Here is a 26,995-nt window from a genome sequence, read left to right on the forward strand (position 1 = left end):
AGGCTGACATGAGGAACTCGAGGGAAGGTACGCAATGACGCAGTTGCGGGTGGAGCGCACCCCCATCGACGGCCTACTCGTGCTACACCTCCCCGTGCACGGCGATGCTCGCGGCTGGTTCAAGGAAAATTGGCAGCGAGAAAAGATGCTCGCCCTCGGCCTGCCCGACTTCGGCCCGGTGCAGAACAACATGTCGTTCAACGCCCACGCCGGAGCCACTCGCGGCATTCACGCCGAGCCGTGGGACAAGCTCGTCTCCTGCGCCACCGGACGCATCTTCGGCGCCTGGGTGGATCTGCGCGAAGGCGACGGGTTCGGCCGAGCGTTCACCGTCGAGATGGGCCCCGAGACAGCCGTGTTCGTGCCCTACGGGGTGGGCAACTCCTACCAGGCGCTCGAAGACGGAACCGTCTACTCCTACCTCGTCAACGACCACTGGTCTCCTGAGGCGCGCTCAAAATACACCTACCTCAATCTCTTCGACGAGACCGTCGCCATCGACTGGCCTATCCCCGCTGAGCAAGCGGAAATCTCCGACGCCGACCGCACCCATCCGCGGCTAACCGACGTCACCCCCATGCGCCCCCGAGCGACGGCCCCCCTCGCCTCCCGCGAGGTGCTGATTCTGGGCGCCGACGGGCAGCTCGGCACCGAACTCCAGCGGTTGTTGCCGGATGCGACGACGCTTCGTCGCGAAGCGCTGAATCTGGAAGATCCGGCCGCGATTGAGGCCTACGATTTCTCGGGCATCGACGTGGTCATCAACGCCGCCGCCTACACCGCCGTCGACGCCGCCGAGACACCGGAGGGTCACCGTCGGGCGTGGGCCGTCAACGCCACCGCCGTCGCACGACTGGCCGCGGCTGCCCGTCGCGACGACTTCCTGCTGGTGCACGTCTCCTCCGACTACGTCTTCGACGGGTCCGCAGAAGAGCACCCGGAGGACGAGCCGCTCAGTCCGCTGGGGGTGTATGGGCAGACGAAGGCCGCCGGCGACCTGGCCGCGATGGGCGCCCCGCGCCACCTCATTGCCCGCACGAGCTGGGTGGTGGGAGCAGGCCCCAACTTCGTCCGCACCATGGCAGGCCTGGCCGACCGAGGCGTGTCCCCCACCGTCATCGCCGACGCCACCGGGCGCCTCACCTTCACGTCGACGCTGGCAAGCGCCATCGTGCACCTCGTCGAGCACGATGTGCAGGGGGTGGTCAACGTCTCCAACCTTGGCCCCGTCACGAGCTGGTACCACATTGCCCGCCGCGTCTTCGAGCTTCGCGGCCGCAACCCCGACGACGTCACGCCCGTCACCCAGGAGGAATACACCGCGGGCAAGGAAGGCGTCGCGCCCCGCCCGCTGCACAGCGCTTTCCGCCTCGACCAATTGCGCGCCACGGGCTTCACTCCCGACGATGCCTTCGCCGCCCTAGAGCACTACTGCTCGGAGCTGTCATGAGCGCCTCGCTCCTCATTCGCGGCATCGGCGTCCTGGCAGAGCTCATTGTCACCGACGGTGAGCTAGGCCCAGAGCAGGACGCGCTGCTGGCCGATGAGCTCCGGCGCGTGTGGGCGCGCTGCCTGGTGAACCCCGCCACGCTACGCCCAGATGAGGCCCCCGAAACCACCGTGCGACTGCAGCTCACCAACGACGCGGAGCCCACTGCGAGTACCCTCGACCAAGCGTTCGCAGCGAACACCCTCGACGAACCCCAGCCCGACGACGAATACACCGTCGTCGCGCACGACATCGAGGCCCTGCTCACCTCCGCCACCCAGACGATCACCCGCGCCCTGCTCGCCCGCCGGATCGGTCGTCGGCTCCTCCTGCACGCCGGGTGCGTCGCGCACCCCGTCACCGGCAAGGCGCTCGCCTTCGCCGCTGGCGGCGGCACGGGGAAGACGACGCTGACCATCGGCCTGGCGAAGCGCTACTCCTACATCACCGACGAGACCCTCTGCGTCAACGCCGACGGCGACATCGCCCCCTACCCCAAGCCGCTGTCCGTCGTGGGCGCCGGGCGCTACTACAAGGCCGAGCGCTCCCCCGACGAGCTGGGCCTGGCGAGCATCGGGGCCGAGCCACTCCTCGTCGGGCTGGTGCTGCTGCGTCGAGACCCGGAGGTCACCGACGTGACGGTGGAAGACCTGCCGCTGCTCACCGCCATCGAAGAGCTGGTGCCGCAATCGTCGTCCATCCACCGCTTGCCCGAGCCGCTGCACGCCGTCGCGAACATCATTGACCTCGTCGACGGCATCCAACGCTGGACATATTCCGAGTGGGAGATGCTGGAGCCACTCGTCGAAGCACGATTGGGGACGGTCTGACGTGCGCTACCAAACGAATGGGGAGCTTCTGGACGTGCTCGAGGAGGGCACCGACGCGCTCATGCTCGTCGACGACCGCCTCGTGCGAGGCAGCGTGGTGACCGTCGACATCCTGTGGCTGTGCAGCACCCCGCGCACCATCGACGAGCTCGCCGCCCACTGCCTGGAGGCGTTCGGGGCGCCCCCGGGAGCGACGATAGAGGAGGCCACGCTCGCCGCTGTGCGCTCCCTGATCGACGTGAAGGCGCTGCGGGAGGTGCCGTGATCCCGACGCCCGAGCGGCTGCAGCTCACGCATGCGGCCATCCAGTTCGTGTGCGAGTTAGAAGGCGCGCGAGCCCTGCACATCAAGGGGCCTGCGTTGCATACCGAGCTGCTACAACTTGAAGACGGACAGCCTGTGCCCCGCTCCTCCACCGACGCCGACGTGCTCATCGAGCCGCGCCTAGCACGTCGCGTGATGCAAAGCCTGATGAAGCAGGGCTGGCGGCGTGTGGCGTCGTTCGAGACGGGCTCCCCGTTCGGGCACGCAGCCTGCGTGTGGCATGACAAGCTCGGCTACGCCGACATCCACCGCTCCTTTCCGGGCATCGGGTTGCGCCCCAACGACGCCTTCGACCGCTTCTGGCACGACCGCACCGCGATCCAGCTCGGGCACCGCGTCTGCTACGTGCCGAGCCTGGAGCACCAGCGGCTCATCCTGCTGCTGCATGCGGCCCGCAGCGGCGACCCGGGAGTGGCCGACGTCGAGGCCGCCTGGCGCCGCCCCGACGACGAGGTGCGCTCCCGCACCCGCCAGGTGGCGCGCGAATTCGACGCCGAACTGCCCCTCGCGGCGGCCATCGGCGAACTCGAACAGTACCGCGATGACCGCCACTACGAGCTGTGGAAGCAGTTCTCCAGCGGCGATCACGTCGTGCGCTCCGCCGAATGGCGCGCCCGCCTCAAAGCCGCCCGCGGCCCTGTTGACGCAGCGAAGCTCGTCGTGCGCTCCGTCCTGGTCAACACCGACCGCCTCGCCATGGACCTTGGACGACGCCCCACCCCTACCGAGGTGTGGAAGGCGTGGCTGCGGCGGATGCATCGCGCCGTCGACGAGAATGTCACCCACCACGACACTCCCCATCCGGAGCAGGAGGATCCCCGATGAGCAGCTACCGCGTACACCCGGACACCGCCTGGGTTCACGATCCAAAAACCGACACGATCCACGTGATGCCACTGCCCGCAGGCGAGCCTATGATGATCGGTGGCACCGGCTGCGTGATCTACCTCGACGTGGTGGCCGGGCTCGACCCGGTGGCCGAGGCCCTCAACCGCTGGGATGCGCCCGAAGACGAAGTCCGCACCGGCACCGTGCAGTTTCTGCAGGCCCTCGTCGAGGCCGGTGTTCTGATGACCGACAAAACCCCCGCCGCCAAGGTGGAGCGGAAGGCTGTCGTCGAGGAGGTACCAGAGGAAGCGCAACAGGTCGAGGCCTTGCGGGAATTGAGGCTGTTGTTCGTCTGCACGGCGAACATCTGCCGCTCTGCCTATGCCGACCGTCGCATGCGTCACCTTCGGCTGCCGGGGATCGTTGTCAATTCCGCCGGCACGCAGGCGCTCGTCGGACAGCCCGTCGACCCACCGATGGCGCGACACCTCACCGATCCCAATGACGGGTCAAACCACAGCGCGAAGCAGATCACCCGTGAACTCGTCGAGGGAGCGAACCTCGTCATCGCGATGAGCGAACGGCACCGCAACTACATCCTTGAGGAATGGCCGCAGGCGGCGATGAAGACGTTCCTGATCGGGCATGTGGCCCGGGAGTTGCAGCACCTGCCAAACTCTGCCCGCCCCGAGGACGTGGCCCCCTACCTGTGGGCGCATCGCACCGTCGAGCGCGGCGACTCCGTGCACGATCCCTACGGGCGCGGTGATTCTGTGGCTGAGGAGACTGCGCGTATCATTGACTCGCATCTCGACGTGATTGCCAAGGTGCTTGGAAGAACCATGATGGGAGCGCTGCAATGAGCGACAGTGTCTTGGACGAGGACGGTCTGCGGGAAACTGACGACAGCACGCCACGTCGCGCCGCAGGGCGCAAGCAGAATCGTCGCGCGCTCACCGTCACCCTCGCGCTGTTGGGTGTGGTGCTGCTGCTGGCGATCGGGGTACTTGCCTGGTACGGCAAGGCGCTGAACGATGCGCTCAACTCGATCCACCGCTCGAAGGATCTCCTGCCGCCCAGCGAGACGTGGTCGCCGCCATCTGGCAAGGCCGCCAAGCCGGGCGAAGACAACGCGCCGGTCAACATCCTCATCATCGGCTCCGACTCCCGCGGTGCCGACCGTGGCCGTTCCGACGCGCTGATCCTCGCGCATCTCTCAGGTGATCGCAAGAGCGTCCACCTCATCTCTATCCCGCGTGACTACTGGGTCAACATTCCAGGTAAGAAGGTGGCCAAAATCAATGCCGCCTACTCGTGGGGTGGCGCTCCGCTGGCTGTGCAAACGGTGCAGCAATTGCTTGGCATCCACATCGACCATGTGGCGATCACAGACTTCGAGGGGTTTAAGAAAGCAATCGACGCCGTCGGCGGTGTGACGGTCTACAACAAGCAGGCTTCCTCGTGGGGCGGGCACTCGTGGCCCAAGGGTGAGGTGACGCTCGCCACCGGCGAGGACGCGCGCTGGTACGTCGGGCAGCGCTACAACCTGGCAAACGGCGAGTTCGACCGTCAGGAGCGCCAGCGCGACGTGACCCTGGCGGTGTTCGACAAGCTCACCTCGCGTGGGGTGTTAGCCGACCCGATCAAGTTCCGCGAGGCCGTCACCGCGATCGGGCCGAGTTTCACCGTCGACGATGCTCTCACCAACGACCGGATCACCAAGCTCGCGATGAGTCTTGGTTTCGAGGGCTCCTCGAATATCCGCTCCTACAGCGCTCCGTGGGCGGGCTTCGGCAGGTCGGTGGACAGGCAGTCGTACGTCAGAGTCGATGAAGAACGCCTGTCTCAACTCGGGCAGGCCCTGCGTGATGACGAGATGGAGAAGTACTACTCAAAGAAGTAGTTTTTTACAGAGTGCCACTCTCACCGGATAGTGACCCTTTCGTTGGCTAGCGTGTGCGTTGAGGGTTCTCGTCAGGCAACTACTCATAGGTGTCAGCGAATGGTCGGAATGGCCCGACTGAGTACTAGTGTCGCTGCACTGCATGATGAACGACTGCCTTTCAGCGGTCGGATGATGGGTGCAAAACCCCTTGTCAGACGATGGTCCATGACGGATGGTGCCCACTTCGCAAGCTGAACTCCTGAGTACCTATACCCAGCACCTCCCGGACCTCGTACTCAACCAAAACCCGTAATGACGCCCACATGATTTGAGGTTTGGCCCCTCGTTTTCCTGTCATCATCGAAGTGTGAGGCCGTCGGGTCACCCCGGCGGAGAGATGAGGAGAACACCATGACCGATCAGCTAGCGCCCTGCGTCAACGCGTCCAACGTCTTCCTACACCCGCTCCTGGAAGACGGTGCCAATCCCAACACGCGTGCCGAGCGTCGCGAGCAGGCCATGCTTCGAACCCAGGCAGCGCGCCTCTGCGCCGACTGCCCTATGCTCGCACAGTGTCTCTCCGACGCAGTCGTGAAGCACGAGGTGACCGGCTTCGTCGCTGGCACCACCAAGCGTCAGCGTCAGGAGATCCGCGCCCGTCTCGGAGTCCAGATCAGCAACGAGAACATAGACATCTACGCAGGCGTCAACTCGGGTCGCCAGTTTGATCGCCAAGAGATTCTCCGCATACGTCAGGCCAACCCGGACGAGCCGCTCAGCGTCATCGCGCAGAAGATCGGCTGCTCCGTCTCGACGGTGAAACGTCACCTCCGGCGGATCGAACTCGACAGCAGCGCGCCAGCGGAACCGAAAACTCCCGTCGTGCCTAGCCCAGAAGACGTGCTCGCCACCGCCAAGGCGCTGCGCGCCAGCAGCCAACGCGTCGCCGCCTGATTCTCCATCCCCATGCTTCCCAGTGTGGCGGGTCCCCTCCGCGGGCGACCCGCCACACTGCTGTATCCAGGCCCCTCATCGAAGGCCTTCCACGAACCCAACCGCGGTCACCGGCGGCATCGGTGACATCGTCGTGCATCGCATCATCGCACGCGTCGGCGACATCCTCGACGCGATGGGGTACGCCGCTCGTGAGTTGTCGCGTGTGCTGGTGGTGTGGTTGTCGGTGGGTTGTTACGTATTGGCCGGTTTGTTCGTGTCATCGGCTAGGAGGTCAAGGAGGTAGTTGCCGTAGCCGGATTTCGCGAGTTGTTGTGCGCGTTGTGCAAGTTCGTCGTCGGAGAGGAAGCCCATCCGCCATGCCACCTCCTCAGGGCAGCCCACCTGTAGCCCTTGGCGGGCTTGGAGGGTGCGCACGAAATCGTTGGCGTCGTTGAGGGAATCGAAGGTGCCAGTATCGAGCCAGGCGGTACCGCGTGAGAGGATCTCCACGCGCAGCTGCCCCTTGTCGAGGTAGAGGCGGTTGATGTCGGTGATCTCATACTCCCCACGCGCTGACGGTTCGAGCCCGCGCGCGATCTCGACTACCTGGTTGTCGTAGAAGTACAAGCCGGGCACCGCGTAATGCGACTTCGGCTCGGCAGGTTTCTCCTCGATGGAGGTGACCACACCATCCTTATCGAACTCGACAACCCCGTACGCCTCCGGGTTGGCGACCCGGTAGCCGAACACCGTCGCACCTTCACGTTCCCCCAGCGAACGCAGCATACGACCAAGTCCGGGGCCGGCGAAGATATTGTCGCCCAGGACGAGGGTGACATGGTCACTGCCGATGAAGTCCGCGCCGATCGTGAACGCCTGCGCTAGCCCCTTCGGCTCAGGCTGCTGCGCATACGTGATGCTGATCCCAAACTGCGACCCATCCCCCAGGAGCCGCTCAAACTGTGGCGCGTCGTGCGGGGTGGTGATGACCAACACATCTCGGATGCCCGACGCGAGCAGTGTCGAGAGCGGATAGTAGATCATCGGCTTGTCATAGACAGGCACGAGTTGCTTGGAAATGGCCTTGGTGATCGGGTGGAGGCGTGTGCCGGAGCCGCCCGCGAGAATGATGCCGCGCATGCCTCGATCCTAACTGCACACCCACATCTCCAGCCACCCACCGGCTACAACCAGCAAACTTCATAATCCGTACGCAGATTGACCGAAGTGCCCTATTTCGGGGCCTTAGCTTCATCTGCGTACGGATTTTGAAGTTTTTTGGCTCGAAGCCGTCGTGATGTCTGGGGCCGCCTTCGTGACGTTCGTTAGTCATCAGCGCGCGGACGCGGGCCGAGTTAGCGCTGCCGGCGGCTCGGGGCGGGACCGCCGAACCAGCGGTCGAGTTCTGCGACGGTGCCCAGTTCCGCGAATCCGGTGGTCACCGCGTCGGCGGCGGCGCGTACCTCGTCGGGAGCCTCCCCCATCGCAACGCCTCGCCCTGCCCATTGGAGCATCTCGATGTCGTTGTAGCCGTCGCCTAGGGCGAGCACGTCGCGCGCATCGACGCCCATCTCGTTACACACGCGCTGCAGCGCGGTGGCCTTGTGGATGCCCTTGGGCGCGATGTCGAGCCACGCAGACCACCCGACGAAGTACGACACGTCGTGCATGCCCAGTTCCGAGATGAGATCGCCAAAGATGTTGTCCCCGTCGGCCTCGGGCTCGCGAATGATGAGGCGTGACACCGGCTCGGACATGAGTTCGTCGAGCCCGACGATGTGCACCTCCCCCTCGATTTCACCTTCTGGGAAAGGCTGCGACGCGTACCGCACGAGGTTGCGCTCCACGCAGATGCGGGCATTGGGGAGCAGCTCGGAGACGCGCTGGATGGTCTCTGCCGGGTCGAAGAGCACCTCGTGCACCAGCTCGAACGGCGGGTTATGCACGAGCACGGCACCGTTCGACGAGACGGCCCAGCCGGGAGGCAGACCGAGCATGTCGAAAATGGGCTGCGTGGCGAGCCAACCGCGTCCGGTCGCAAGCACCACGGGCACCTGCTCTGCGGCACGGTTCACCGCGGCGTGTACCTCGTCGGGCATATTGCCAGCCGAATCGACGAGTGTGCCGTCGATGTCGAGCGCCACCAACTTGGGCGTGAAGGTCATCGTTGCCTTCTCCTCTCCAGAATCGTTCGATCCACCATGCCACCGCACGGCAAACGTCGCTTGCCGCGAACCTGAACGCGCGGTAAACGCCCAGGTGGGAAGCTACTTCGCGGTGGGAACGAGGGCCTCCATGCCGCCGAGGAATGGCCGAAGTGCTTCTGGCACGCGCACCGACCCGTCGGCCTGCTGGTGGTTCTCGAGCAGCATGATGATGATGCGGGTCATGGCGCACAGGGTGCCGTTCAACGTCGCAATGGGCTTCACACCGTCGTCGAATCGTCCGCGAATGCCGAGGCGGCGGGCCTGGAAATCAGTGCAGTTCGACGTCGACGTTACCTCGCGGTAGCGCTGCTGTGTGGGTAGCCAGGCGTAGCAGTCGAATTTGCGGGCGGCGGAGAGACCGAGGTCGCCGGAGGCAACGTCGAGCACCTGGTACGGAATCTCGAGCAGCTCCAGGAACTCACGCTCCCAGCCGAGCACCTTCTGGTGCCATGCTTCAGCGTCGGACGGATCGCAGTGGACGAACATCTCGACCTTGTCGAACCAGTGGACGCGGAAAATGCCGCGCGTGTCTTTGCCGTAGGAGCCGGCCTCGCGGCGGAAGCACGGCGAGTAGGCGGCGTACTGCTTGGGCAGGTCGTCGAGGATTTCGCCCGAGTGGTATGCGGCCAGCGCCACCTCGGAGGTGCCGACGAGGTACATGTCGTCGCGCTCAAGGTGGTAGACGTCGTCGGCGGCCTGGCCGAGGAAACCGGTGCCATCCATTGCCGACGGCTTCACCAACGCCGGCGGCAGCATGGGCGTGAAGCCCCATTCGAGGGCCTTACTCATGGCGAGGTTGAGCAGTGCCAGCTCGAGCTGCGCGCCCACGCCGGTGAGCACGTAGAACCGCGAGCCGGAGATCTTGGTGCCGCGCTCCATGTCGATCGCGCCCAGCGCCTCGCCGAGCTCCAGATGATCCTTGGGTTCGAAGCCCTCGGCGGCGAAGTCTCGGGGCGTGCCGACGGTGTCGAGGATCTCGCCATCATCTTCGCCACCGCGAGGGACCCCGTCGAGGACGATGTTGCCGACGCTCTTGAACAGCTCGGTGAAGCGCTCTTCGGCCTCGCTCACCGCGCTCTCGGCGGATTTCACGTCGGCGGCGAGCTGCTTGACGCTCGCCAGCAGGGCGGCTTTTTCGTCGCCCTTGGCCTTGGCGACGTCTTTGCCAGCGGCCTTTTGCTGCGCGCGCAGCTCCTCGAAGCGCGCGATCGAGCGTCGGCGCGCCTCGTCAGCTGCCACGAGCTCGTCCACGAGTTCGACGGACTCGCCGCGGGCTTCCTGCGAGCGGCGAATGCGGTCGGGGTCTGAGCGGAGCAGCTTCGGATCGATCATGAGCCCACCCTACTTGCAAATCCGCTTCCACGCCGAGCGGTGCTGTGACCGATAGTCTGTGCGCATGCAGCAACTTCGTCGAAGCGGTTTCACGCTCGCGTCTGCCGCGCTCCTGGCGCTCGCCTTCGCAGTGTGGACTGCGTGGCTGCCCCAAGCCGTCGACGGGTGGTGGCGGGTGGCTCCGCCGGAGCCGACGTCGAACCTGGGCCAGGTGCTCGCCATCGTGGCGGGCGTGACTGCGTGGCCGGTGCTGCTCGTCGTCACGGCGGCGGTGGCGTGGTGGATGTCCAGGCGGCGGTTTTACACCGCCTCGGGTGCGGTGCTGCTCGCGTTCGTGCTGACGGCGAGCCTCACCACCTTGATGCGCCACAGCATCGGCAGGGCGCGCCCAGAGTCGCCGTTCGCGGGGGCCATTACGCAGCAAGGGTTCGGGTACCCGTCGGTGCATGTGGCGATGTGGACGGCCGGTGCCGTGATGGTGGCGACGTTGCTATCGACGATGCGCCGTCGGGTGTGGCCGGGCGTGGTTGCGGGGACGGCGGCGGTGCTTGTCGTCGCGGTGAATCGGCTGTGGATGGGCGCGCACCAGGTGACCGACGTTGTGGGCGGCGCCCTGCTGGGCGGGTTCGCGGCGAGCCTCGCCAATCTCCTGGCCGACGTGCATGTCGTGCGCAGGCCTATGCGCGGCGACGACCTGGCCGCGGCGGTCATCTACAACCCCGTCAAGGTCGTCGGGATCGAAACGTTCCGCGGCCTGGTGCAGCAGACCCTCGAAGATTACGGCTACGAGCGCGTCGTGTGGCTGCCCACCGAGGCCGACGACCCCGGCGTCGTCATGGCGCGTCGGGCGCTCGAAGCGGACGTCGACGTGGTGCTCGTCGCCGGCGGTGACGGCACGGTGCGCGTGGTGTTGGGAGAGTTCGCCGACACCGGGCAGAAGGTGGCGATCCTCCCGTCGGGCACCGGCAATCTGCTCGCGAAGAACCTGGGCATCCCGCTCGACGTGGAGCAGGCGCTGAGGCTCGGGCTGGAGAAGGCTCCTACCGCAATTGACCTCATCGAGGTGCAATTGCCCGACGGCGTGCAGTTCGCCGCCGTGCTCGCCGGCGTGGGCATCGATGCGAACATCATGAACGACACCGACGAGGACCTCAAGAAGGCTGTCGGGGTGGTGGCATACGTGATGGCCGGCGCTCGACACCTCGACGCCAACCCGATGCGGGTGCGGCTCACCGTCGACGATCAACCGCCGGTGGAGGTGGACGCGTCGCTGGTGTCGATCGGCAACGTCGGCGAGCTTGAGAAGGGTGTGTCGCTGATGCCTGCAGCGAGCGCCCGCGACGGCGTGCTCGACGTGCTCGTCGCCACGCCCAGCACGCGACTCGACATGGCGCAGATGATCAGCGACGTGCTGTTCGAGGCCGGCGACGGGCCCAACATCGCCCGCTACACCGGTAGTCAGCTGCGTCTCGAGGTGCCCGAGGGTGCGGCCTGCCAGATCGACGGCGACGTCGTCGGGGACGTCACCGACGTCACGTTCCAGGTGCGCCCCGAGGCCGTGCAACTGGCGCTGCCGTAGGTGGCGGTCCCCCGGTGGTTGAGTAGCCCGCCCGCCCAGCCGATGGTTGAGTAGCGGGCGCCGCCCGCGTATCGAAACCACGCTGGAAGAGCGCATTATTGATAAGGAATGAGGGATTCCACCGAAAACGGTGGAATCCCTCATTCCTTATGCGACTGGTGGCCGGGGGCCGCCTATCGATTACGGGTGGCTCTGGCAAAATGACAAGGGAGCGTGCCAAGATTCAAATCCCCACACACTGGCAGACACTTCGTCGACAACCTCACGTATGAGGCGTTCAAGGAGAGGTACCTATGAGCATTCCACGACGCGCGGCGATTGTCGTCCCTCTCATCGGCGCGGTCTCGGGCTGCTCCCCATCGCCTACGCCCACACCATCACCGGCCCCGACTGCGTCCGGCTCACCTGCGACGGAGTGCGTCACGCTGGATAGCTACTCCTTCGATTGGGTCGGCGATCCGTGCTCGCCTGGTAGCTCCCCGGTCAGTGACGACCAGGACATGGCTCGCATTGATTGGCACGGCCCACTGCGCATGTCCCCTCGCGGCGCGGTCGCGTGGTACCACGGCGGGTTGGTCGAATGGGATGAGCACGGTCGCCCCTCCCGCTTGCTCGCGGTCCGAACCGCTTCGACGACGGCCTATGCAGTACTGGGCAAGGACATTGTGGTGCCACTGTGCGACGGTCGCATCCAGCGCTGGACCGACGGTTGCCCCGGCGAGGTACTGGCTGGGCACGGCGGTGCGCACGTCGTCGCTATGGCGACTATCGATGAGTCACACTTTGCGACGCTCAGCGACGATCAACAGCTGGCCCTGTGGGACGTTGCACAACGTCAACCGGTTGCCACCGCGAACATCTCGGCCAAGAACCTCGTCCGGCTCGAACTGAGTGACGGAGTGCTGTGGGCTTCAACGCCTACCGCGTGCTTTGGCTACGACGCTCGGCAACTGACCGAGGCGGGCACCGTCGCAGATCTCCCATCCTCACCATATGGGTGGGCGCCAGCGCCTGGACGCCGATTCGTCGGGCATGCGGATGCACTGATCGCTGCCCAGATAGGAAAAGGAGTGGTCGCTCGCCACGACACCAACCGCACCAAGATGTACGCTGCCGCTTCGCCTGATGGATACATCGGGGCGATCGGTCAGGGCCGGCTCTTTACCGGCAACATCGATGGGCCCGTCACCCGATCGGAATATGTCGATGCGCCACACCATCCGGCGGGCTTGGCATTCTCCAAGGAGGGCAACGTGCATCTCTTAGATCACCTGCGCGGCGGGGGCAAGCTCAATCCAGCTGCCAACCGTCTCGAATACTCTTATGCGTCACCACGACGCTAAACAGTGGAGTGAGCGGGATCAGGGAAACCCCGACCCGGTGGTTGTGTAGGCGGCCACCCCACCCCCGATGGTTGAGTAGCCCGCGCAGCGGGCGTATCGAAACCCCCCCCGCATCTCGATACGGCCGCTACGCGGCCTACTCGATGACCGGGGGGGGAAGAACCATCACCGCCCAGGAGACACGGACCCGAGCCAACGCTCGGCCTCGGTGAACGACTCGTCGGAGAAACGGTCGTCCAGTTTCGGGGCGCGCCCGTCGGCGCGCGGGTAGGAGCCGAGGAAATACAGGCGCGGGCAGATGCGCGCGAGCCCTTCGAGGGTCTCAGCGATGCGCTGGTCGGCGACGTGGCCCTCGGCGTCGATGGAGAAACAGTACGAACCGAGTGAGGTTTTCGTCGGGCGCGACTCGATGCGAGTCAGGTTCACGCCGCGCACCTTGAACTGCTCCAGGATTTCGAGCAGCGCGCCTGAGCGGTCTTCATCCATGAATGCGACGAGCGTGGTCTTGTCCGCGCCGGTGCGCTCCGGCACATCCCCGGCCTGACACACCTCGACGAAGCGCGTCACGGCTCCGGAGTTGTCCTCGATCTGCCACGCCAACTCGCTGAGCCCATAGAGCTGCCCGGCCACGCGAGCGCACACCGCCGCGTCGTGCCGAGAATCGTCTCTGGCTACCTCTTTCGCTGCGCCCGCCGTCGAACCGGCCTCGGTGACCGTCGCGTCGCTCAACCCCGACAGGAAGCGACGACACTGCGCCGCCGCATGCCCGTGCGTGAGCACGTGCCGCACGTCGGCGAGCGTCGTACCCGGGCGCGCATAGAGCCCGAACGACACCGGCACCAAGATCTCTCGACGAATCATGAGCGGCGAGCCGTTGATGAGCTCATCGAGCGTGGCCGACACGCCACCCTCCACGGAGTTCTCGATGGGCACCACCGCAGCCTCGACTTCCCCCGAGCGCACCCCCGCCAGCGCCCCCACCACCGACGAATACGGCTTCGCCTCCGCATCCGTGATGCTCAACAGTGCTTGGTGCGTAAACGTGCCCGCGGGGCCGAAGTAACCGTGCATTCCCCCACCCTACTGGCGCGCGGCCGTCATCACTTGGGGCCACGCTCCTCGCGGGACACCTTCCGCGCCTGCGGCACGACGATAGCCAGCACAATGCCGCCCACCACCAGCATCATCGCGATGATACCGAGCACGATGCCGATCACCACCGGCCGCTGATCCACCACCTTCGACGGCGGGTAGTGCTTGGCGGGCAACTCCGTCGCCGCCCCTTCGTTGGGGTAAATCTGCGGCACCTCACCCGACAGCAACCGCAACGGGTTCACGATGCCCGCCCCGATACGCGGGTCGGGGTTGGCGGCCGGCGGCGGGTCGGCCGTCTCGATCAACCGCTGCCGCACCTCCGCCGGCGTGAGGCGAGAAAGCCCGTCGGCACGCTGTTTCTCGATCATCAACGCGACGATCCCACTCACGATGGGCGTGGCGTAACTCGTGCCGGTGATGGGCCCGGAATACACCTGACTCTCGATGCCGCGCACGGTGTCGTAGTTCGACGGGTCCAGCGCCTGCACCGCTTCGCCCGGCGCGCCAATGTCGACCTTCCCACCTGCCGCGCTGCCCTCCGATGCGGTGTCGTTGCGCGTCGTCGACCCCACCGAAATCACGCCCGGAAACGACGCCGGGAACGCCGCAGCCCCCTGCAGCTGACCACTGTTCCCCGCTGCAGCGACCACCACTATGCCCTTGTCAACCGCCAGTTGGATGGCGTCGCGGAAGTTCTCGAAGCCCTCAACCTGATTACTCACCACCTGCGAGAGGTTGATGACGTCGACCTCCCGCTTCACCGCGTCGAGCACCGCCTCGGTGGTGGGTTGGAGCGGCATCTCCGTCTGCTCCTCGCCCTCCTTCGGAGCCTCCGACTTGAACAACGAGCGGTAGGTAATCACCTTCGCGTTCGGGGCGATCCCGGAAAACTCCACGCGCCCATCCAGCGGCCCGCCATCCTTCGAACGCCCGCCCGCGAGCAGCGACGTCACCCTGGTGCCGTGCAGGCAGTCGAACTCGTCGAGCTGCTCGTTGCCGTTGCTCTTCAGCCCGCCGAGCATGTCGTAGGCGGTGAAGCGCTTGTCGTCGGCTTCCTGCAGGTACAGCGACCCCTCCGTTGCGGTGCCGGTGTCAATGACCGCAACCGTGACGCCCTCGCCCGTCGCGAGCTTCCACACGCGGTTCATCTGCAGACGCTCGAAGTGCCACGACTGGTCGGGCGCCGCCGTGCCCTTCGCCGCGACGTGGCACTCCTTCGGGTTGAAGGGCGTGACTGCGGCAACGGCGCTCGTGGAGCACTGCGACAGACCCAGCACCGCCGCCGCAACCGCTGCGACGACGCGGGTGCACCGTCGCTTCACTCCTGCCCCTCCTCGTCATCCGGGCCGGGGCGGTACGCCGCCTGCACCAAGCCCTTGAACGCGCGCGTGACGAGCGTGCCGCGCCCGGGCGGCATCGGCGACGCCTTGACCTCACCGAACATGGCGCCCTCGTCCTTCGTGCCCGACATGACGAGGCCGGGGCTGATGGATTCGCGCATCTTCGCGATGATCGGATCACCGTAGATGGCCCTACCCGCGCCACCCATGGAACGCGCGACGACGATGTGCAGGCCGATGTCACCGGCCTGGTTCACGAGGTCGGCGAACGCGGCCATCGGGTTGCCCGACTGGGTTGCGACCAGCTCGTAGTCGTCCACCACGACGAACACCTCGCCGCCCTGCCACCACGAGCGGTCACGCAACTGCTGCTGGGTGACGTCGGGGCCAGGCAGACGCATGCGCACGGCCTCGGCGAGCTGGCGCAGGTTGTCCGTCGCCGCGGATGCCGACGGGTAGTAGCCGATGAGATGCTCCGACTCGACTTCGCCGAGCAGTGAGCGTCGGTAATCGACGATGACGATCTTCGCTTCCTTCGGGGTGTAGCGCGTGGTGATGCCGTGCAGGATGTTGCGCAAAATCGTCGACTTGCCGCACTCCGGGCCGCCGACGATGGCCAGGTGCGGTTCGTGTTCGGGGTCAAACCACACCGGCGCGAGCTCCTGCTCGTCGATCGCCCACGGGATGCGACGGTCCTTCTCGTCGTGCTCGATGGCGGGGAGCTCGTCGATATCGAAACGCTCCGGCAGCATGCGCACCTCGGCCGCACGCGGGCCCTTCCAGGCGTTGTTGACGCGCTCGATGAAGTCCCGCTGCCCGTCGGCGACGTCGTCGGCGTCCTCGACTCCATCAACGCGGGGCAAACCGATCAGGGTGTGCAGCGGCCCTTCCGTGATGCCGCGGCCCGGGCGGCCGGCGGGGATGATGGCCTGCACCTTGCGGTCGATTTCCGAGTCGAACGGGTCACCGAGCTTCAACTCGATGCGGCTTTGCAGCATGTCCTTCGTCGCTGCGCGGATTTCGGACCACTTCGCCGCGCCCACCCAGGTGTGGATGCCGAAGCCGAGGCCGCCGGCGGCGATCGCCTGCACCTGCGGTTCGAGCGTCTCAAACTCCGTTTTCAGGGTGAGCCAGCCGTCGATGACGAGGAACACGTCGGTGGGGAATCGGTCGGCGGGGATCGAGCCGTCGGCGCGTCCGCGTCGGTAGGTCTGCATGGAGTCGATGCCCAGCTCGGCGAACTGGAGCTCGCGCTGGCCACGCAGGCTGGTGAGCTCCGCGATGGTGCGACGGACGCGGTCGACGTCGAGGCGGCCCGTCACCGAACCCATGTGGGCGAGTTTCCGCATCGACGTGAGACCGCCACCGCCGAAGTCGAGGCAGTAGAAGCCCACTTCCTCCGGGGTGTGCGTGAGCGCGAGGCCAGCGATGGCGGCACGCAGCGCCATGGACTTACCGGCCTGGGGGCCACCCGCGACGCCCATGTTGCCGCCGGAACCGGAGAAGTCGATCACCCACGGGTCGCGACGCTGGTGGCGGGGGCGGTCGATGAGGCCAATCGGGGCGCGCAGCGTGCGGTGCCAGGCGGGGTTGGTGGCTTGGAGGCCACGGTCGGGCGTCTCGGCCACGCCGTCGAGAAGCTGGTCCATCGTCGGGGGGTCGTCGAGCGGCGGAAGCCACACCTGGTGCGCCGGCCAGCCGTGGCCCTTGAGACGCGACACACAAATCGACAGGAGCGTCTCTTCTTCCTCTTCCTCGTCGGAGGATGCGGCTGCTGGCTTCGCCGTTTCCTCCGGCTCCGAGGCATCCTGCGTCGGCGGAAGCGCAGGCTCTGGCTCCGGTTCGGGTTCGGGCGGTTCCACCGGAAGCACATAGTCGACGGTGAACTCCAGCACCGGCGGGGTCCACGCCTTCGTCTCAACGACGCCGCCCTCGTCCATGGGCTGCGCGTTGCCCGGCCGCGCCGACGGCGACTCATGCCAGGGGCCCGACACGTACGCGGCCTTGAACCGGGTCATGCCGGTGGTGTCGAACTTCAGATACCCGTTACCGGGCGGCGTCGGCAGCTCGTACGCGTCGGGCACGCCGATGACGGTGCGCGACTCCGCCGGGGAGAAGGTGCGCAGCGCGATGCGGTAGGAGAGGAAGGTGTCGAGGCCGCGCAGCTTGTTTTCTTCGAGGCGCTGCGAGGCCAGGAGCTGGTGCACGGCGATGGATCGACCCACGCGGCCGATCTGCACGAACAAGTCAATGAACTCCGGGCGAGCGGTGAGCAGCTCGGAGAACTCGTCGACGACGATCAGCAGGCTCGGCATCGGGGGGATGTCGGCGCCGGCCTGGCGGGCGTTCTCGTAGTCTTCCCGGTTCTTGAAGTTACCCGCGGCGCGCAGCACTTCCATGCGCCGGTCGAGCTCGCCGCCGATCGCATCCTGCATGCGGTCGACGAGGCTGAGCTCACCCTCGAGATTGGTGATCACCGCAGACACGTGCGGCAGTTCGTCGAGACCAAGGAACGTCGCGCCACCTTTGAAGTCGACGAGGATGAAGTTGAGCTGTTCCGTGGAATGCGTCGCGGCAAGGCCAAGCACCAGGGTGCGCAGGAACTCCGACTTACCAGACCCCGTCGCGCCAATACAGATGCCGTGCGGGCCCATGCCGCCCTGCGCGGACTCCTTAATATCCAACTCCACCGGGTTGCCGTCCTCGCCGGTGCCGAACGGGATACGCAGGTGGTTGCGCAGCGGGCGGGGCCGCCAGGCCTGCCGTGGGTCGAGGGTGAGCGGGTCGCCAATCCCGAGCATGGCCGGGAAGTCCTTCGGCGGCTCGAACACCACTTCTTCCGCCTCGCCTTCATCCGACGTGACCAGCTCCGGCATGCGGTACGGGGCCATGGCTCGGGCGAGCATCTCGACGTACACGCCCTTGACGGTGTCGGGGCGGCCGAACGGCGTCTGTGCGTGCTGCACCTTTGAGGTCCGACGGTGCAAGATGACGCGGTCACCGTCGATTTCGAAATACGCGACGCCGAGCTCCAGCTTGCGCGGGAGCTTCCGCTCACCGGTGACGTGGATGCTCACCGCCTTCGTCTGCGGAGTGATGAACTGCTGAGCGTTGACCCCCTCGACGCCGTCGGAAACGACCACCATCAACGACGGGGGTGTGTCCGCTGCCTGCGCGGAGGTGCCCAGCTGGGAGATCTCGCTGGCGCCGGTGGCGAACATGCGCAGGCTGCCCACGCCGTCGGTTTCGGACGGGTGCTGCAGGTGGGGCAGCCACTTCACCCACTGCCACTCGGGCTGGACTTCTTTCCGCGCGGCCACCATGAGGGCCGCGTCGGTGGGGGCATGCCAGGTGACAAGTTGCGCCACCATCGAGAAGGCGACGCCACGGCAGGCCTCTTCGTCGCCGATGAGCTGGATCGAGCGGAAACCGCGGAGGTCGACGGCCAGCGGCACCGACTGAATCACGCGGTGGGTGCGGATGAAGCGTCTCAGCGCGCCGGTGGTGAGGGGTTCGAGATCTTCGATGGGCTGCGACTCCGGCGGCGTGATGCGTTTGGCCGACTGCTGACGCCCGACGGAGATCCGCACCGAGCCGAAGTCTTCCGCGTCCGGGCGGCGCTCCCACATGCGCATGCCGCCGACGACCGTCCACAGCGAATCCGGCGCTGGGTGGCGGTAGGCGACGGAGGCGCGCTGCTCGTCGGCGGTTTTGGCGAAGTTCCTGCGGGTCTGGGCGAGGTAACGGAAGTAGTCGCGGCGGTTGGCGTCGAGCTGTGCCGACTGGTCGTCGTTCTGGCGGCCGGTCTGGGAGAGCATCATGCCCATCATCGAGACGCCGTACAGGCCCATGACGATGCCTCGCAGTGGGTTACCGCCGCCTCCGCCGAGGCCACCGCCTAAGAGCATGAGGCCCATCGCGAGGGCGCCCGCCAGCATAGGGAGCATGCGCAGGACCGCACCGAACGGCTTCGAGGGGGACGGCGGGGGAATCTCGGGGGGTGACTCGAGGAGCAAATCGCCTCGCGGCATCGCCGGTGGGGTCACCCGCTTGGGGCGGTGAAAGGTGACAACACCCATCTACGCTCTCCCTCTCCTGAGACCTACGCAGCTAAACCTAGTGTGAGCAGGGGGTCAAAGCGACTTCTCACCCAATATCCACACGCACTGCTGCAAGCTCACGGAAATTGGGATCGGTCGCAACGAGCACGATGTGGCCGTCGCGTTGTGTCACGCTCAAATGACCAATGGCGTCGGACGGCGGCAAATCGTTACGAATCTTCTCCACGAGTGCAGCCACCTTAGCGGCCGGCACATCACTTAAGTTGAATAATTCCTTAGCAGGCTTCGTCCTAGGAGAACTCACCGACGAAGAGAGCTGCCGCAAGCCCCTATGCCATTCGAAGGCCCTGTTGTGGGGAGAGTCGAGCACGGTGACAATCATCTGGTCACCACCTTCGTCGTCGGTGACATCGATGCTGATCCGTGTCAACAAACTCCCTAAGCCGGCAGTCTCGATCTCACTCCAGAGCTGAGCGATCCCCGCTGAACTGGTTGCATCAGCGACTGGCTCTAGCTCGGTACCGGCCAGATACGCGCTGGGCGCCCCACCGTCGCAGGTAGCTTGCGTTCCGACAATACCTGGAGAAACCACGTGCACGTCAACGGTGCTGTCGCCGTCGCAGCCCTCCACGAGCCTCTCAGCCAGCTCAAGGCTTTCGTCAAGCGGAAACTCTTTTCCTGGCACCGTTCGTGGCAACGCGGGATCGGCCACGGGCTGTCGCGTCGGAGCACCCTCCCCCAATACGAATATTGTCTCCCGAGATGGCGGCTCGCCTGCCGTCACTTCGATGACTGTCGGAGTGATGCGATACCCGGCTATGCGCGTCGTGTCGCTTACGTATTCCCCAAGTCGTTGCCTGGCTTGATCTATGGGTGCCGCGTCAGACTCGCCGCCATCTGAACACGCGGCGAGCGCTCCCACCGTAACTGCGAGAATGGCAACGAGTGCTGAAAGCTTCTGCGCGGTCATCTCACTCAAGGAATTCTTTGAACAAGGCCTCAGCCTCAGCAGCGGATGCAGACTCGTTGTTGATATATTCACGGATCGTGTCCGTTAGCGCTTCACTCATTTCGCCTGCCGCTACACATCCTTGGTGAATTGCAGTCTGCAAATCATCAGCGAGCCCGTTGAGCGAGGTTGATTGAGCCGCCGAGAACTGAGGCATATCAATCATAATCACCGGCAACCGAGATGTACCTGCCGCCTTGGTTTTGAGTGCGGACATCTCCTTCTCGATGTCATCCCAGTATTTGATGTGCGCTTTAAACCATTCTGCATCACTGCGGATGTCACCGGATGCAACAGAGTTTGGGTTATTGAGATTTTCCCCTGCATTCGTGGCCGATGGCCACTTGCCGTCTTTTCCGATGCCTACCAGGTCATTTTGTAGAATACCTACCTGAATAACGGAATCTACTGCACCGGCAAGTTGACGCCCTTGCTCTTGGACTTCATCGATGTACAGCTGCCTAGCATCCTGCATTACCGTAATCAATTCTTTGATCCCGCCGATAAAACCATCGATACTGGTGTAGTTCTGGATCGCCGCTTTAATGGCATCTACGTAAATTTTCTCCTGGGCTAGCGCCAAATCAGCCAGCGCGGCAACTGAGTCGGTGACGTCACTCAGATAGGAGGTCGTGTTGGTCACGAGTCCTGCAACAGTGTCCTTCGCGAGGTCAGCAGCAGTACGTTGAGTAGACAGCGACCCTCCGTACATGCCTGCAGATTGGCTGGCCCACGCCCCACCGCTGGCCGGAATTTCCGTGGTTGAAGCGGGATAGTACACCTTAGCGAATTCCGAATCCACATCGAACCAATCGGTAACGAAGTCGCCTACATCAGTAGGAATATTGGCCAACTTCTCTTGTTGCGACAGCTGCTTCTCATCGGTGGTGTTATACTCATCTTCTGCGGTCCGCAATTCATCCATTGCCTCGCCTTGCCGAGAGTGAGGACGGGCAGTCATGAACGGCCAGTGCCAAAACTTTGCCCAGCCGCTCGGCTCAGTCTCACTGTAGTAGGGGCATAGCAAGGCTTTACATTCCCATTCTTGGAAATCCCCGACATGCGACCGCTCGGTACTCATCTCTGCCAGCACAAGATCAGCTTGAGTTTCATAGGCATCTTTGAGATCGTCAGTCATCTGTTTGACGAGGTCAATGGTGGATTGTGGTCCGGTCATACTTGCACTCTCCCTGAATGTTAATTCTCAATCAGATAACGACGTGCCGCTGTATAGTGTTTCTGCGCTTCAGCCATATCAGGATCCTCATCTGGTTCAGAGACAAGGGGCTTCGGCAATACTTCTTTAATATGGTCACTCATTTGTTGAATAGGTGCACGTTCAGCCCACTCCGGGTTGATAGCTAGTGCTCGAAATCTCCCGGCAACAACAGAGACTTCGACGCGGTTGTCTGCATCGGTGAGCAGCTGCTCACGCCTATGGTCTATTTCGCCGGCACGCAACCGAGCGATGTACCGTTTCGTCGCCTCGCGCCCCTGGCGCATCTCCGAAAGGGAGGACTCCACTGCCGATAGCGGCAGACTCAAGTTGCGCAGTTTCGGGATCTCTCGACTCTGGGCATGATCAGGGGCAGGCAGCGCGTCGCGGATCAGCGTCGAAATTGTTGCTGCCAAGCCTGACGCATCGAAGCTCTGACGCCACATATTAGATATCCGCAGAGAAACCACTTCGAGATCATTCAGCGTGATCTCGACGGTGCCCGTGTCATCTTTGAGTTCTTGGGTGGGCATTCGACGTCTCCCCTCTGCTGAGTACGTCTTCACACTACAAACCGCCAGTTTCAGCGCCGGTGAGTAAAACTACTCAGTTCTTCATCGACTACCCCGTGGCTTCACGAACGCCTCGACGACATCATCACGAACTACACCTAGGCTGAGACCGTGTCCCGCCCGAACCTCTCACCGTTCACCGCAGGGGTTCTTCTACTGATTTTCGGTGCGCTCTCGGTGCAGTTGGGGGCGTCGATCGGCACATCGATCATCCCCGCGGTCGGCGTCTTGGGCGTGGTGCTCGCCCGCTACACGCTGCAGGCGTGCGTGCACATCCCCCTGGCGTGGAAGCATCTGCGCCGCGCGCGGCTCGCGGATTGGCGGTGGGGCGCGCTCGTCGCCGCGCCCCTGCTGGCGATGAACCTCACCATCTACATGGCCTTTTCTCACATCGGCGTTGGGCTGGCGGTCACCATCGAGCTGATGGGCCCCATCACGCTCGCGGTGCTGACCGCCCGCAGCCGCCCCGGCTGGCTGGCCGCCGGGCTCGCTGCGGTGGGGATGGTGTTGGTGACGGACCCAACCGGCGACGTCAACGTTCCCGGCGTGCTGTGGTCGCTCGCCGCAGCGGCGAGCTGGGCGTTCTATCTCCTCGCCACGCGCAAGGCCGGCCAACAGCTGGAGGGCCTGACACCGTCGGCGATGGCGAGCGTGATCGGGCTAAGCGTCCTGATCCCGCTCAACCTGATCTTCACCAGACCCGCAGACCTCAACCCGACGGTGCTCCTCCTCGCCGTGCTGGCTGCGGTGCTCTCGTCGGCGATCCCGTACGCCTGCGATCTCCTCGCGCTCCGGCGCGTGCCGATGAACGTCGCGTCGACGATGATGTCCATCAACCCGGTAACCGCGTCGATGTGGGGCGCGATCATCCTCGGCGAGCGATTCGGCGCGCTCGAGATTGCTGGCTTGGCGATCATCTGCGTCGCCAACGTGCTCGTCGTACGGGCGGCGCGGAGCCCGAGGTAGATCAGCTGAGGTGCTGGGCGGCGGCCCTCTCTATCTCGAATAGCAGCCGCTCGCCGGCCAGGAGGCGCTCAACCTCGTCGACGGCGCATGTTCCCTGCTCCCAGCGTGCTTGGCGGGTCGCACCTGCCACGTGCGGAGTGAGCAGCACGTTCGGCAACCCGTACAGCGCGGAGTCCGCAGGCAGGGGCTCCTCGTCGAAGACGTCGAGGCCAGCGCGGATGCGCCCGGCCACGAGTTCGCGCTCCAAGGCTTCGCCGTCGATGACGGCCGCCCGCGCTGTGTTGAGGAAGATGCCGCCGTCGGGGATGCGCGCGAACTCCGCACGGCCGAGCATGCCGCGTGTTTCAGGCGTGACGGGAGCGTGCATGGCGACGACCGGCGAGGCCAACGCGTCGTCGAGCGGTACAAGGCGCACCCCGAGTTCGGCGGCGCGCTCGGGTGCGAAGTAGGGGTCGAAGGCGACGATGTCCTCGCAGCCGAGCCCTCGCAGCATCCGGGCGTGCCAGACCCCTACCCTGCTCAGCCCAATCAGCCCGTGGCGCACCGTGTGGATGGCGGTGCCGAACTCCGGGTGGCGGCTCGCGGCGTAGTCGCGGGTGGTTTGCATGCCGCGGTCGTAGGAGTGCATCTCGCGCAGGAGCACGAGTTCCATGGTGAGCGCGAACTCGGCGACGGCGCGGGCCATGGGGTCGCTGCCGGCCTGGCTCACGGCCACCTCCGACGAGAACACGTCCGGCCCGAGCGCCGCCCGCCACGAGCCGGCGGTGTGCACGATCAGGCGCAGCCGATCACCGTCGATGCGTTGGAGCTGGGGTGTGCCCCACCCGGTGATGAGCACGTCGTACTCGCTGCACACTCCGTCGGGCAGCGCGGTGGCGTCGTCGGGCAGCACATCGACGTCGGCGAGCTCCTCGAGCCGGCGCCATGCGTCGGGGGTGAACAGCAGCTCGCGGAATGCGGTACTCAAAGCGACGAGGACTCGGGCGGTCATGGGTGTTCCTTTCGTCAGTAGTCAGCGTTCGGCTTCGGCGAGGCGGCGGGCGTCGGTGACGGCGCGCAGCACTGCCGCGGTGTCGTCCCAGGCCAGCGGGCTTGGGGCGCCGTCGGCCATGGCGAGGAGGTGGCGGGTCATGGCTTCGGATCCGAAGGGGTCGGCTCCCCCGCTCTCGCCGATTCGGATGGAGTGCCGGCCGTCGGCGTCGGCGTAGTCGACGCGGTACGCCTGGCCAGAGACCGTGCCGTCGATCTCAAACGTCGCGTGCACCCCGTCGGCGTTCCTCGCGGTGCCGGAGGCGACGTCGGGGCTTGTCAGGGGCAGGTCGCTGGCCTTGCTGGCGACGCATCCGGTGACGCGCATCGTCGGGCCCAGTACCACTTCGAGCAGCTCGAACGCGTGGGCGCCCATCATGGGCACGAGTCCGCCGGCTTCGTCTTGCCAGCGGGATTCGGGGGCGGCCCAGTAGGCGATGTCGTGCGCCGCGACGACGTGTACCTGCGCGACGGGGCCCGTCACGGCCGCGAGGTCGGGGGCGAAGCGCAGGATCGAGGTGGTGAGCACGCGCTCCTCGCGTCCCGCCACCGCCGCTTCGAGCGCGGCGAGCTCGTCGTGGCAGGTGGCCGCCGGCTTGGTGATCGCGACGGCGCACCCCTCCGTGAGCAGGGCGCCAGCAAGCGGCGCGACGCGGCTGGGCGGCACCGTGATCAGCACCCCGTCGGGCTGGGCGGCGAGCAGCTCGTCGAAGCTCCGGTGCACAGTGGCGTCGGGATGGTCCGCGACGAAGCGGTCCATCCGCGACGCGTCCTCGTCCCAGATGTGGAACTCGACGTCGTCGCGCAGCAGGGCGACGTGTTCGGCGTCGGTGAAGGGGTGGCTGTTGGCGAGCCCGGCGTAAGCGATCTTCATGCGGCGCACTTTCTCACAGTCCCAGGGCATCGCCGAACAGCCGCTCGGCGTTGCGCCAGAGCACGTCCTCGAGCTGATGGGTGGGCATGTCGGCGGCGGCGATCTGTCCGAACGCCACCACTGGGTCGAGCAGCGACGAGTCGGTGCCGAACAGCACCCGCTCGCCGGGCGCGTGTTCCATGACGTATCGCATCTGCCCGGCCATCGCCACGGAGCACGACGGCTCGAGCCACAGATTCTCGACGCGGTTGGCGGCTTCGCAGGCGAGATCCCAGCGGTCGGCGCCCATGTGGCCGGCGATCACCTGGATGCGGTCGAGCCCGTCGACGGCGTTGGCGAGCTGGACGACGTCGGGCCCCCACGTGTGCACGAGCGTGACGGCGCTGTGCTCGTCGAGCATCTGGAGGGCGTCGCGCATCTGGGGTGAATCCATCTGGGCCGCCGGGTAGTGGGTGTGGATTTTCACGCCGACGAAGGGGCTGCCGGGTTGGATCCAGCGCTCCACCTCGCGCTGGGCAGTGGCGATGTCGCGCTGGTTGATCACGACGTAGCCGAGCAGCTCGTCGTGGGTTTCGAGGGTGCGCGCGAGTTCCTCGTTGCCCGCCACCGCGTCGTGGAAGACGCCGCGCGAGTGCGAGACGAGCTGGCGGGTGATGCCCCAGTGTTCGCACATGCGACGGTTCTCGTCGGCGGTGTCGGCGCCGACGTGGAAGAAGTAGGGGCCGACGTGGGCGTGAATGTCGATGATGTGTGTCGCGTGTGCGATGGGGTGGAGATCAGCCATGGGTTCGCTCCTCCAGCATGCGTTGCAGGTTGCCACCTGCGACGGCGATGAAGTCCTCGTCGCTGATGCGGGCGTCGCGGAGGCGCCACACGGTGGGCTCGAGGTCTTGCAGCGGGCTGCCCGAACCGAACGCGAGATGCGCTGCGCCGAGCTCGCCGCAGACGCGCTCGATGGAATCGGGGCCGAGCATCTTTCGGGTGGATGCGACGAAGCCCGGCTCTTCGCGGGCGACGAGCAGAAAATCTGCCAGCTCGTAGAAGCCGGCGTCGAGGAAGATCACTTTGGCGTCGAGGCCACGAAATGCCGCTTGCACCTCGCTGAACACGCCTTCGACAAGCATCAACAAGCCACGAGCGGCGGCCTCTTGCACGACGTGGAGGTAGCCGGGGCTGCTGGCAGATTTGCCCTGGGTGACCCCAGAGAGACGCACGGCGCAGACCCCGTCGGCGATCCACTCGTCGAGGCGTTCACCGATGCCGACGGCGTCGCGCAGGTTGACGGAGTTGCAGCGACGCCAGCCGCGCGGCTCTCCCCAGGCGCGCAGTTCGTCGACCGCGCCGCCCTCGTCGTACCAGCAGCCCCGTGCCGATGAGACGAGCGCGGAGTCGATTCCGCCACGGGCGAGGATGCGTTCGATGGCCGCGGGAGACCCGTCGACGTCGGGGCGCGAGGTCCACAGCCCCGCGACGACGTCGCAGTCGAGGGTGATGCGACGGGTGTCCTCGGCGAGTTGTGTGAAGAATCCAGGCACCGGTGCCCCTTCCGTGAGGAAACCTTTTCTAGCACTATAACCCTCGTAGCCCCACGCGAGGCAAGCAACGCGCAATACCCCTTGCAGGCGCTCGAGAAAAGCTTTACCATTGTGTGTAGCAACGAAGCTTCAGGAGGGCCCATGCACGACGCACCACCCAGCTCCGAGAATGAGCTCGACGAGCTCCTCTCGCAGCCCACGCCAGGGGTTATTGACACGCTCGGGAAGATCGACGGCGACATCGTCATTCTCGGCGGTGGCGGCAAGGTTGGCCCGACGATGGCGCGCATGGCGCGCAAGGCGCTCGACGAGGCCGGTTCGTCATCGAAGGTCATCAGCGTGTCGCGGTGGTCAGACAAGGACGCGGCCCGGAGCCTCAACGAACACGGCATCGAAACCATCGCCGCCGACCTCGGCGACCCGGATGCTTGGCAGAAACTCCCCGACGCCGGCGCCGTGATGTACCTGCTCGGGCACAAGTTCGGCTCGACGGCGAACCCGTCGATCACCTGGTGGATCAACGCGGTGGTGCCCGGATTCTGCGC

General features: G+C 65.5%; 23 protein-coding genes and 1 pseudogene. 11 read left to right on the top strand and 13 right to left on the bottom strand.

The features are described 5' to 3' along the window. The first annotated feature begins 34 nt into the window (after positions 1 to 34). The 7 genes from Q0X68_RS01515 to Q0X68_RS01545 all read left to right on the top strand — a co-directional run bounded on the left by Q0X68_RS01515 (position 35) and on the right by Q0X68_RS01545 (position 6,310). A complete protein-coding gene (locus Q0X68_RS01515; RefSeq protein ID WP_297746529.1) occupies positions 35 to 1,450 on the top strand; it encodes a sugar nucleotide-binding protein in 1,416 nt (471 codons plus the stop codon). Further along, entirely contained in the window at positions 1,447 to 2,319 is an 873-nt protein-coding gene (locus tag Q0X68_RS01520) for a hypothetical protein (protein WP_297746532.1), read from the top strand. Before Q0X68_RS01515 ends, Q0X68_RS01520 begins: the two co-directional genes overlap by 4 nt. Position 2,320: 1 nt before the next feature. Continuing rightward, entirely contained in the window at positions 2,321 to 2,584 is a 264-nt protein-coding gene (locus tag Q0X68_RS01525; protein ID WP_297746535.1) for a hypothetical protein, read from the top strand. Next, the gene (locus tag Q0X68_RS01530; RefSeq protein ID WP_297746538.1) at positions 2,581 to 3,468 is read left to right on the top strand and encodes a nucleotidyltransferase family protein; all 888 of its coding nucleotides are present in this window, start codon (positions 2,581 to 2,583) and stop codon (positions 3,466 to 3,468) included. Before Q0X68_RS01525 ends, Q0X68_RS01530 begins: the two co-directional genes overlap by 4 nt. Beyond that, positions 3,465 to 4,334 carry a hypothetical protein gene (locus tag Q0X68_RS01535; protein WP_297746541.1) on the top strand — a complete coding sequence of 290 codons (870 nt, stop codon included), beginning with the start codon at positions 3,465 to 3,467 and terminating at the stop codon, positions 4,332 to 4,334. The genes Q0X68_RS01530 and Q0X68_RS01535 overlap by 4 nt, the downstream gene beginning before the upstream one ends. Beyond that, complete coding sequence (locus tag Q0X68_RS01540; protein ID WP_297746544.1) at positions 4,331 to 5,374, top strand: LCP family protein; 1,044 nt, start codon at positions 4,331 to 4,333, stop codon at positions 5,372 to 5,374. Before Q0X68_RS01535 ends, Q0X68_RS01540 begins: the two co-directional genes overlap by 4 nt. A gap of 393 nt (positions 5,375 to 5,767) precedes the next feature. After that, the gene (locus Q0X68_RS01545; RefSeq protein ID WP_297746547.1) at positions 5,768 to 6,310 is read left to right on the top strand and encodes a WhiB family transcriptional regulator; all 543 of its coding nucleotides are present in this window, start codon (positions 5,768 to 5,770) and stop codon (positions 6,308 to 6,310) included. Positions 6,311 to 6,544: 234 nt separating this feature from the next. Here the strand turns inward: Q0X68_RS01545 and rfbA are convergent, their stop codons facing one another. The 3 genes from rfbA to serS form a co-directional block, all read right to left on the bottom strand. Next, positions 6,545 to 7,432 carry a glucose-1-phosphate thymidylyltransferase RfbA gene (gene rfbA / locus Q0X68_RS01550; protein ID WP_297746550.1) on the bottom strand — a complete coding sequence of 296 codons (888 nt, stop codon included), beginning with the start codon at positions 7,430 to 7,432 and terminating at the stop codon, positions 6,545 to 6,547. 215 nt (positions 7,433 to 7,647) lie between these two features. After that, complete coding sequence (locus Q0X68_RS01555; RefSeq protein WP_297746553.1) at positions 7,648 to 8,457, bottom strand: HAD family hydrolase; 810 nt, start codon at positions 8,455 to 8,457, stop codon at positions 7,648 to 7,650. 102 nt (positions 8,458 to 8,559) lie between these two features. After that, the gene (gene serS / locus Q0X68_RS01560) at positions 8,560 to 9,831 is read right to left on the bottom strand and encodes a serine--tRNA ligase (RefSeq protein ID WP_297746556.1); all 1,272 of its coding nucleotides are present in this window, start codon (positions 9,829 to 9,831) and stop codon (positions 8,560 to 8,562) included. A 64-nt stretch (positions 9,832 to 9,895) separates the two neighbouring features. Here serS and Q0X68_RS01565 point away from each other — a divergent pair, with 64 nt between their 5' ends. Next, positions 9,896 to 11,410 (top strand): diacylglycerol kinase family protein, encoded by a 1,515-nt coding sequence (locus tag Q0X68_RS01565; protein WP_297746559.1) that lies wholly within the window; start codon positions 9,896 to 9,898, stop codon positions 11,408 to 11,410. 293 nt (positions 11,411 to 11,703) lie between these two features. Then, positions 11,704 to 12,753: a hypothetical protein gene (locus tag Q0X68_RS01570; RefSeq protein ID WP_297746562.1), complete on the top strand. Its 1,050-nt coding sequence runs from the start codon at positions 11,704 to 11,706 to the stop codon at positions 12,751 to 12,753. Between the two features lie 165 nt (positions 12,754 to 12,918). On the opposite strand, the gene pheA is transcribed toward Q0X68_RS01570, so the two are convergent. The 6 genes from pheA to Q0X68_RS01600 form a co-directional block, all read right to left on the bottom strand. Next, on the bottom strand, positions 12,919 to 13,824 hold the full coding sequence (gene pheA, locus Q0X68_RS01575) for a prephenate dehydratase (RefSeq protein WP_297746565.1): 906 nt from the start codon (positions 13,822 to 13,824) through the stop codon (positions 12,919 to 12,921). Between the two features lie 29 nt (positions 13,825 to 13,853). Next, positions 13,854 to 15,170, bottom strand: coding sequence for a S8 family serine peptidase (locus Q0X68_RS01580; protein ID WP_297746568.1), 1,317 nt, complete (start codon positions 15,168 to 15,170; stop codon positions 13,854 to 13,856). Continuing rightward, entirely contained in the window at positions 15,167 to 19,267 is a 4,101-nt protein-coding gene (eccCa, locus tag Q0X68_RS01585; RefSeq protein ID WP_297746571.1) for a type VII secretion protein EccCa, read from the bottom strand. The genes Q0X68_RS01580 and eccCa overlap by 4 nt, the downstream gene beginning before the upstream one ends. 67 nt (positions 19,268 to 19,334) lie before the next feature. Continuing rightward, positions 19,335 to 20,219, bottom strand: a complete 885-nt coding sequence (locus Q0X68_RS01590) for a hypothetical protein (RefSeq protein ID WP_297746574.1) — start codon at positions 20,217 to 20,219, stop codon at positions 19,335 to 19,337. A gap of 1 nt (position 20,220) precedes the next feature. Continuing rightward, entirely contained in the window at positions 20,221 to 21,435 is a 1,215-nt protein-coding gene (locus Q0X68_RS01595) for a hypothetical protein (protein WP_297746577.1), read from the bottom strand. Positions 21,436 to 21,455: 20 nt separating this feature from the next. Next, the gene (locus Q0X68_RS01600; protein WP_297746580.1) at positions 21,456 to 22,007 is read right to left on the bottom strand and encodes a hypothetical protein; all 552 of its coding nucleotides are present in this window, start codon (positions 22,005 to 22,007) and stop codon (positions 21,456 to 21,458) included. Between the two features lie 150 nt (positions 22,008 to 22,157). Here Q0X68_RS01600 and Q0X68_RS01605 point away from each other — a divergent pair, with 150 nt between their 5' ends. Further along, a complete protein-coding gene (locus Q0X68_RS01605; RefSeq protein WP_297746583.1) occupies positions 22,158 to 23,012 on the top strand; it encodes a DMT family transporter in 855 nt (284 codons plus the stop codon). Position 23,013: 1 nt separating this feature from the next. On the opposite strand, the gene Q0X68_RS01610 is transcribed toward Q0X68_RS01605, so the two are convergent. The 4 genes from Q0X68_RS01610 to Q0X68_RS01625 are packed head-to-tail and all read right to left on the bottom strand — an operon-like array spanning position 23,014 to position 26,450. Continuing rightward, positions 23,014 to 24,003: a hydroxyacid dehydrogenase gene (locus Q0X68_RS01610; RefSeq protein ID WP_297746586.1), complete on the bottom strand. Its 990-nt coding sequence runs from the start codon at positions 24,001 to 24,003 to the stop codon at positions 23,014 to 23,016. A gap of 21 nt (positions 24,004 to 24,024) precedes the next feature. Then, positions 24,025 to 24,915, bottom strand: a complete 891-nt coding sequence (locus Q0X68_RS01615; protein ID WP_297746589.1) for a Gfo/Idh/MocA family oxidoreductase — start codon at positions 24,913 to 24,915, stop codon at positions 24,025 to 24,027. 13 nt (positions 24,916 to 24,928) lie between these two features. Then, positions 24,929 to 25,699 carry an amidohydrolase family protein gene (locus tag Q0X68_RS01620; protein ID WP_297746592.1) on the bottom strand — a complete coding sequence of 257 codons (771 nt, stop codon included), beginning with the start codon at positions 25,697 to 25,699 and terminating at the stop codon, positions 24,929 to 24,931. Further along, positions 25,692 to 26,450, bottom strand: coding sequence for a hypothetical protein (locus Q0X68_RS01625; RefSeq protein WP_297746595.1), 759 nt, complete (start codon positions 26,448 to 26,450; stop codon positions 25,692 to 25,694). Before Q0X68_RS01625 ends, Q0X68_RS01620 begins: the two co-directional genes overlap by 8 nt. A gap of 141 nt (positions 26,451 to 26,591) precedes the next feature. Between Q0X68_RS01625 and Q0X68_RS01630 the strand changes: the two are divergent. After that, a pseudogene (locus tag Q0X68_RS01630) lies at positions 26,592 to 26,995 on the top strand (epimerase); the annotation flags it as partial.

The sequence above is a fragment of the uncultured Tessaracoccus sp. genome, from assembly GCF_947286155.1.
Taxonomy (GTDB): domain Bacteria; phylum Actinomycetota; class Actinomycetes; order Propionibacteriales; family Propionibacteriaceae; genus Arachnia.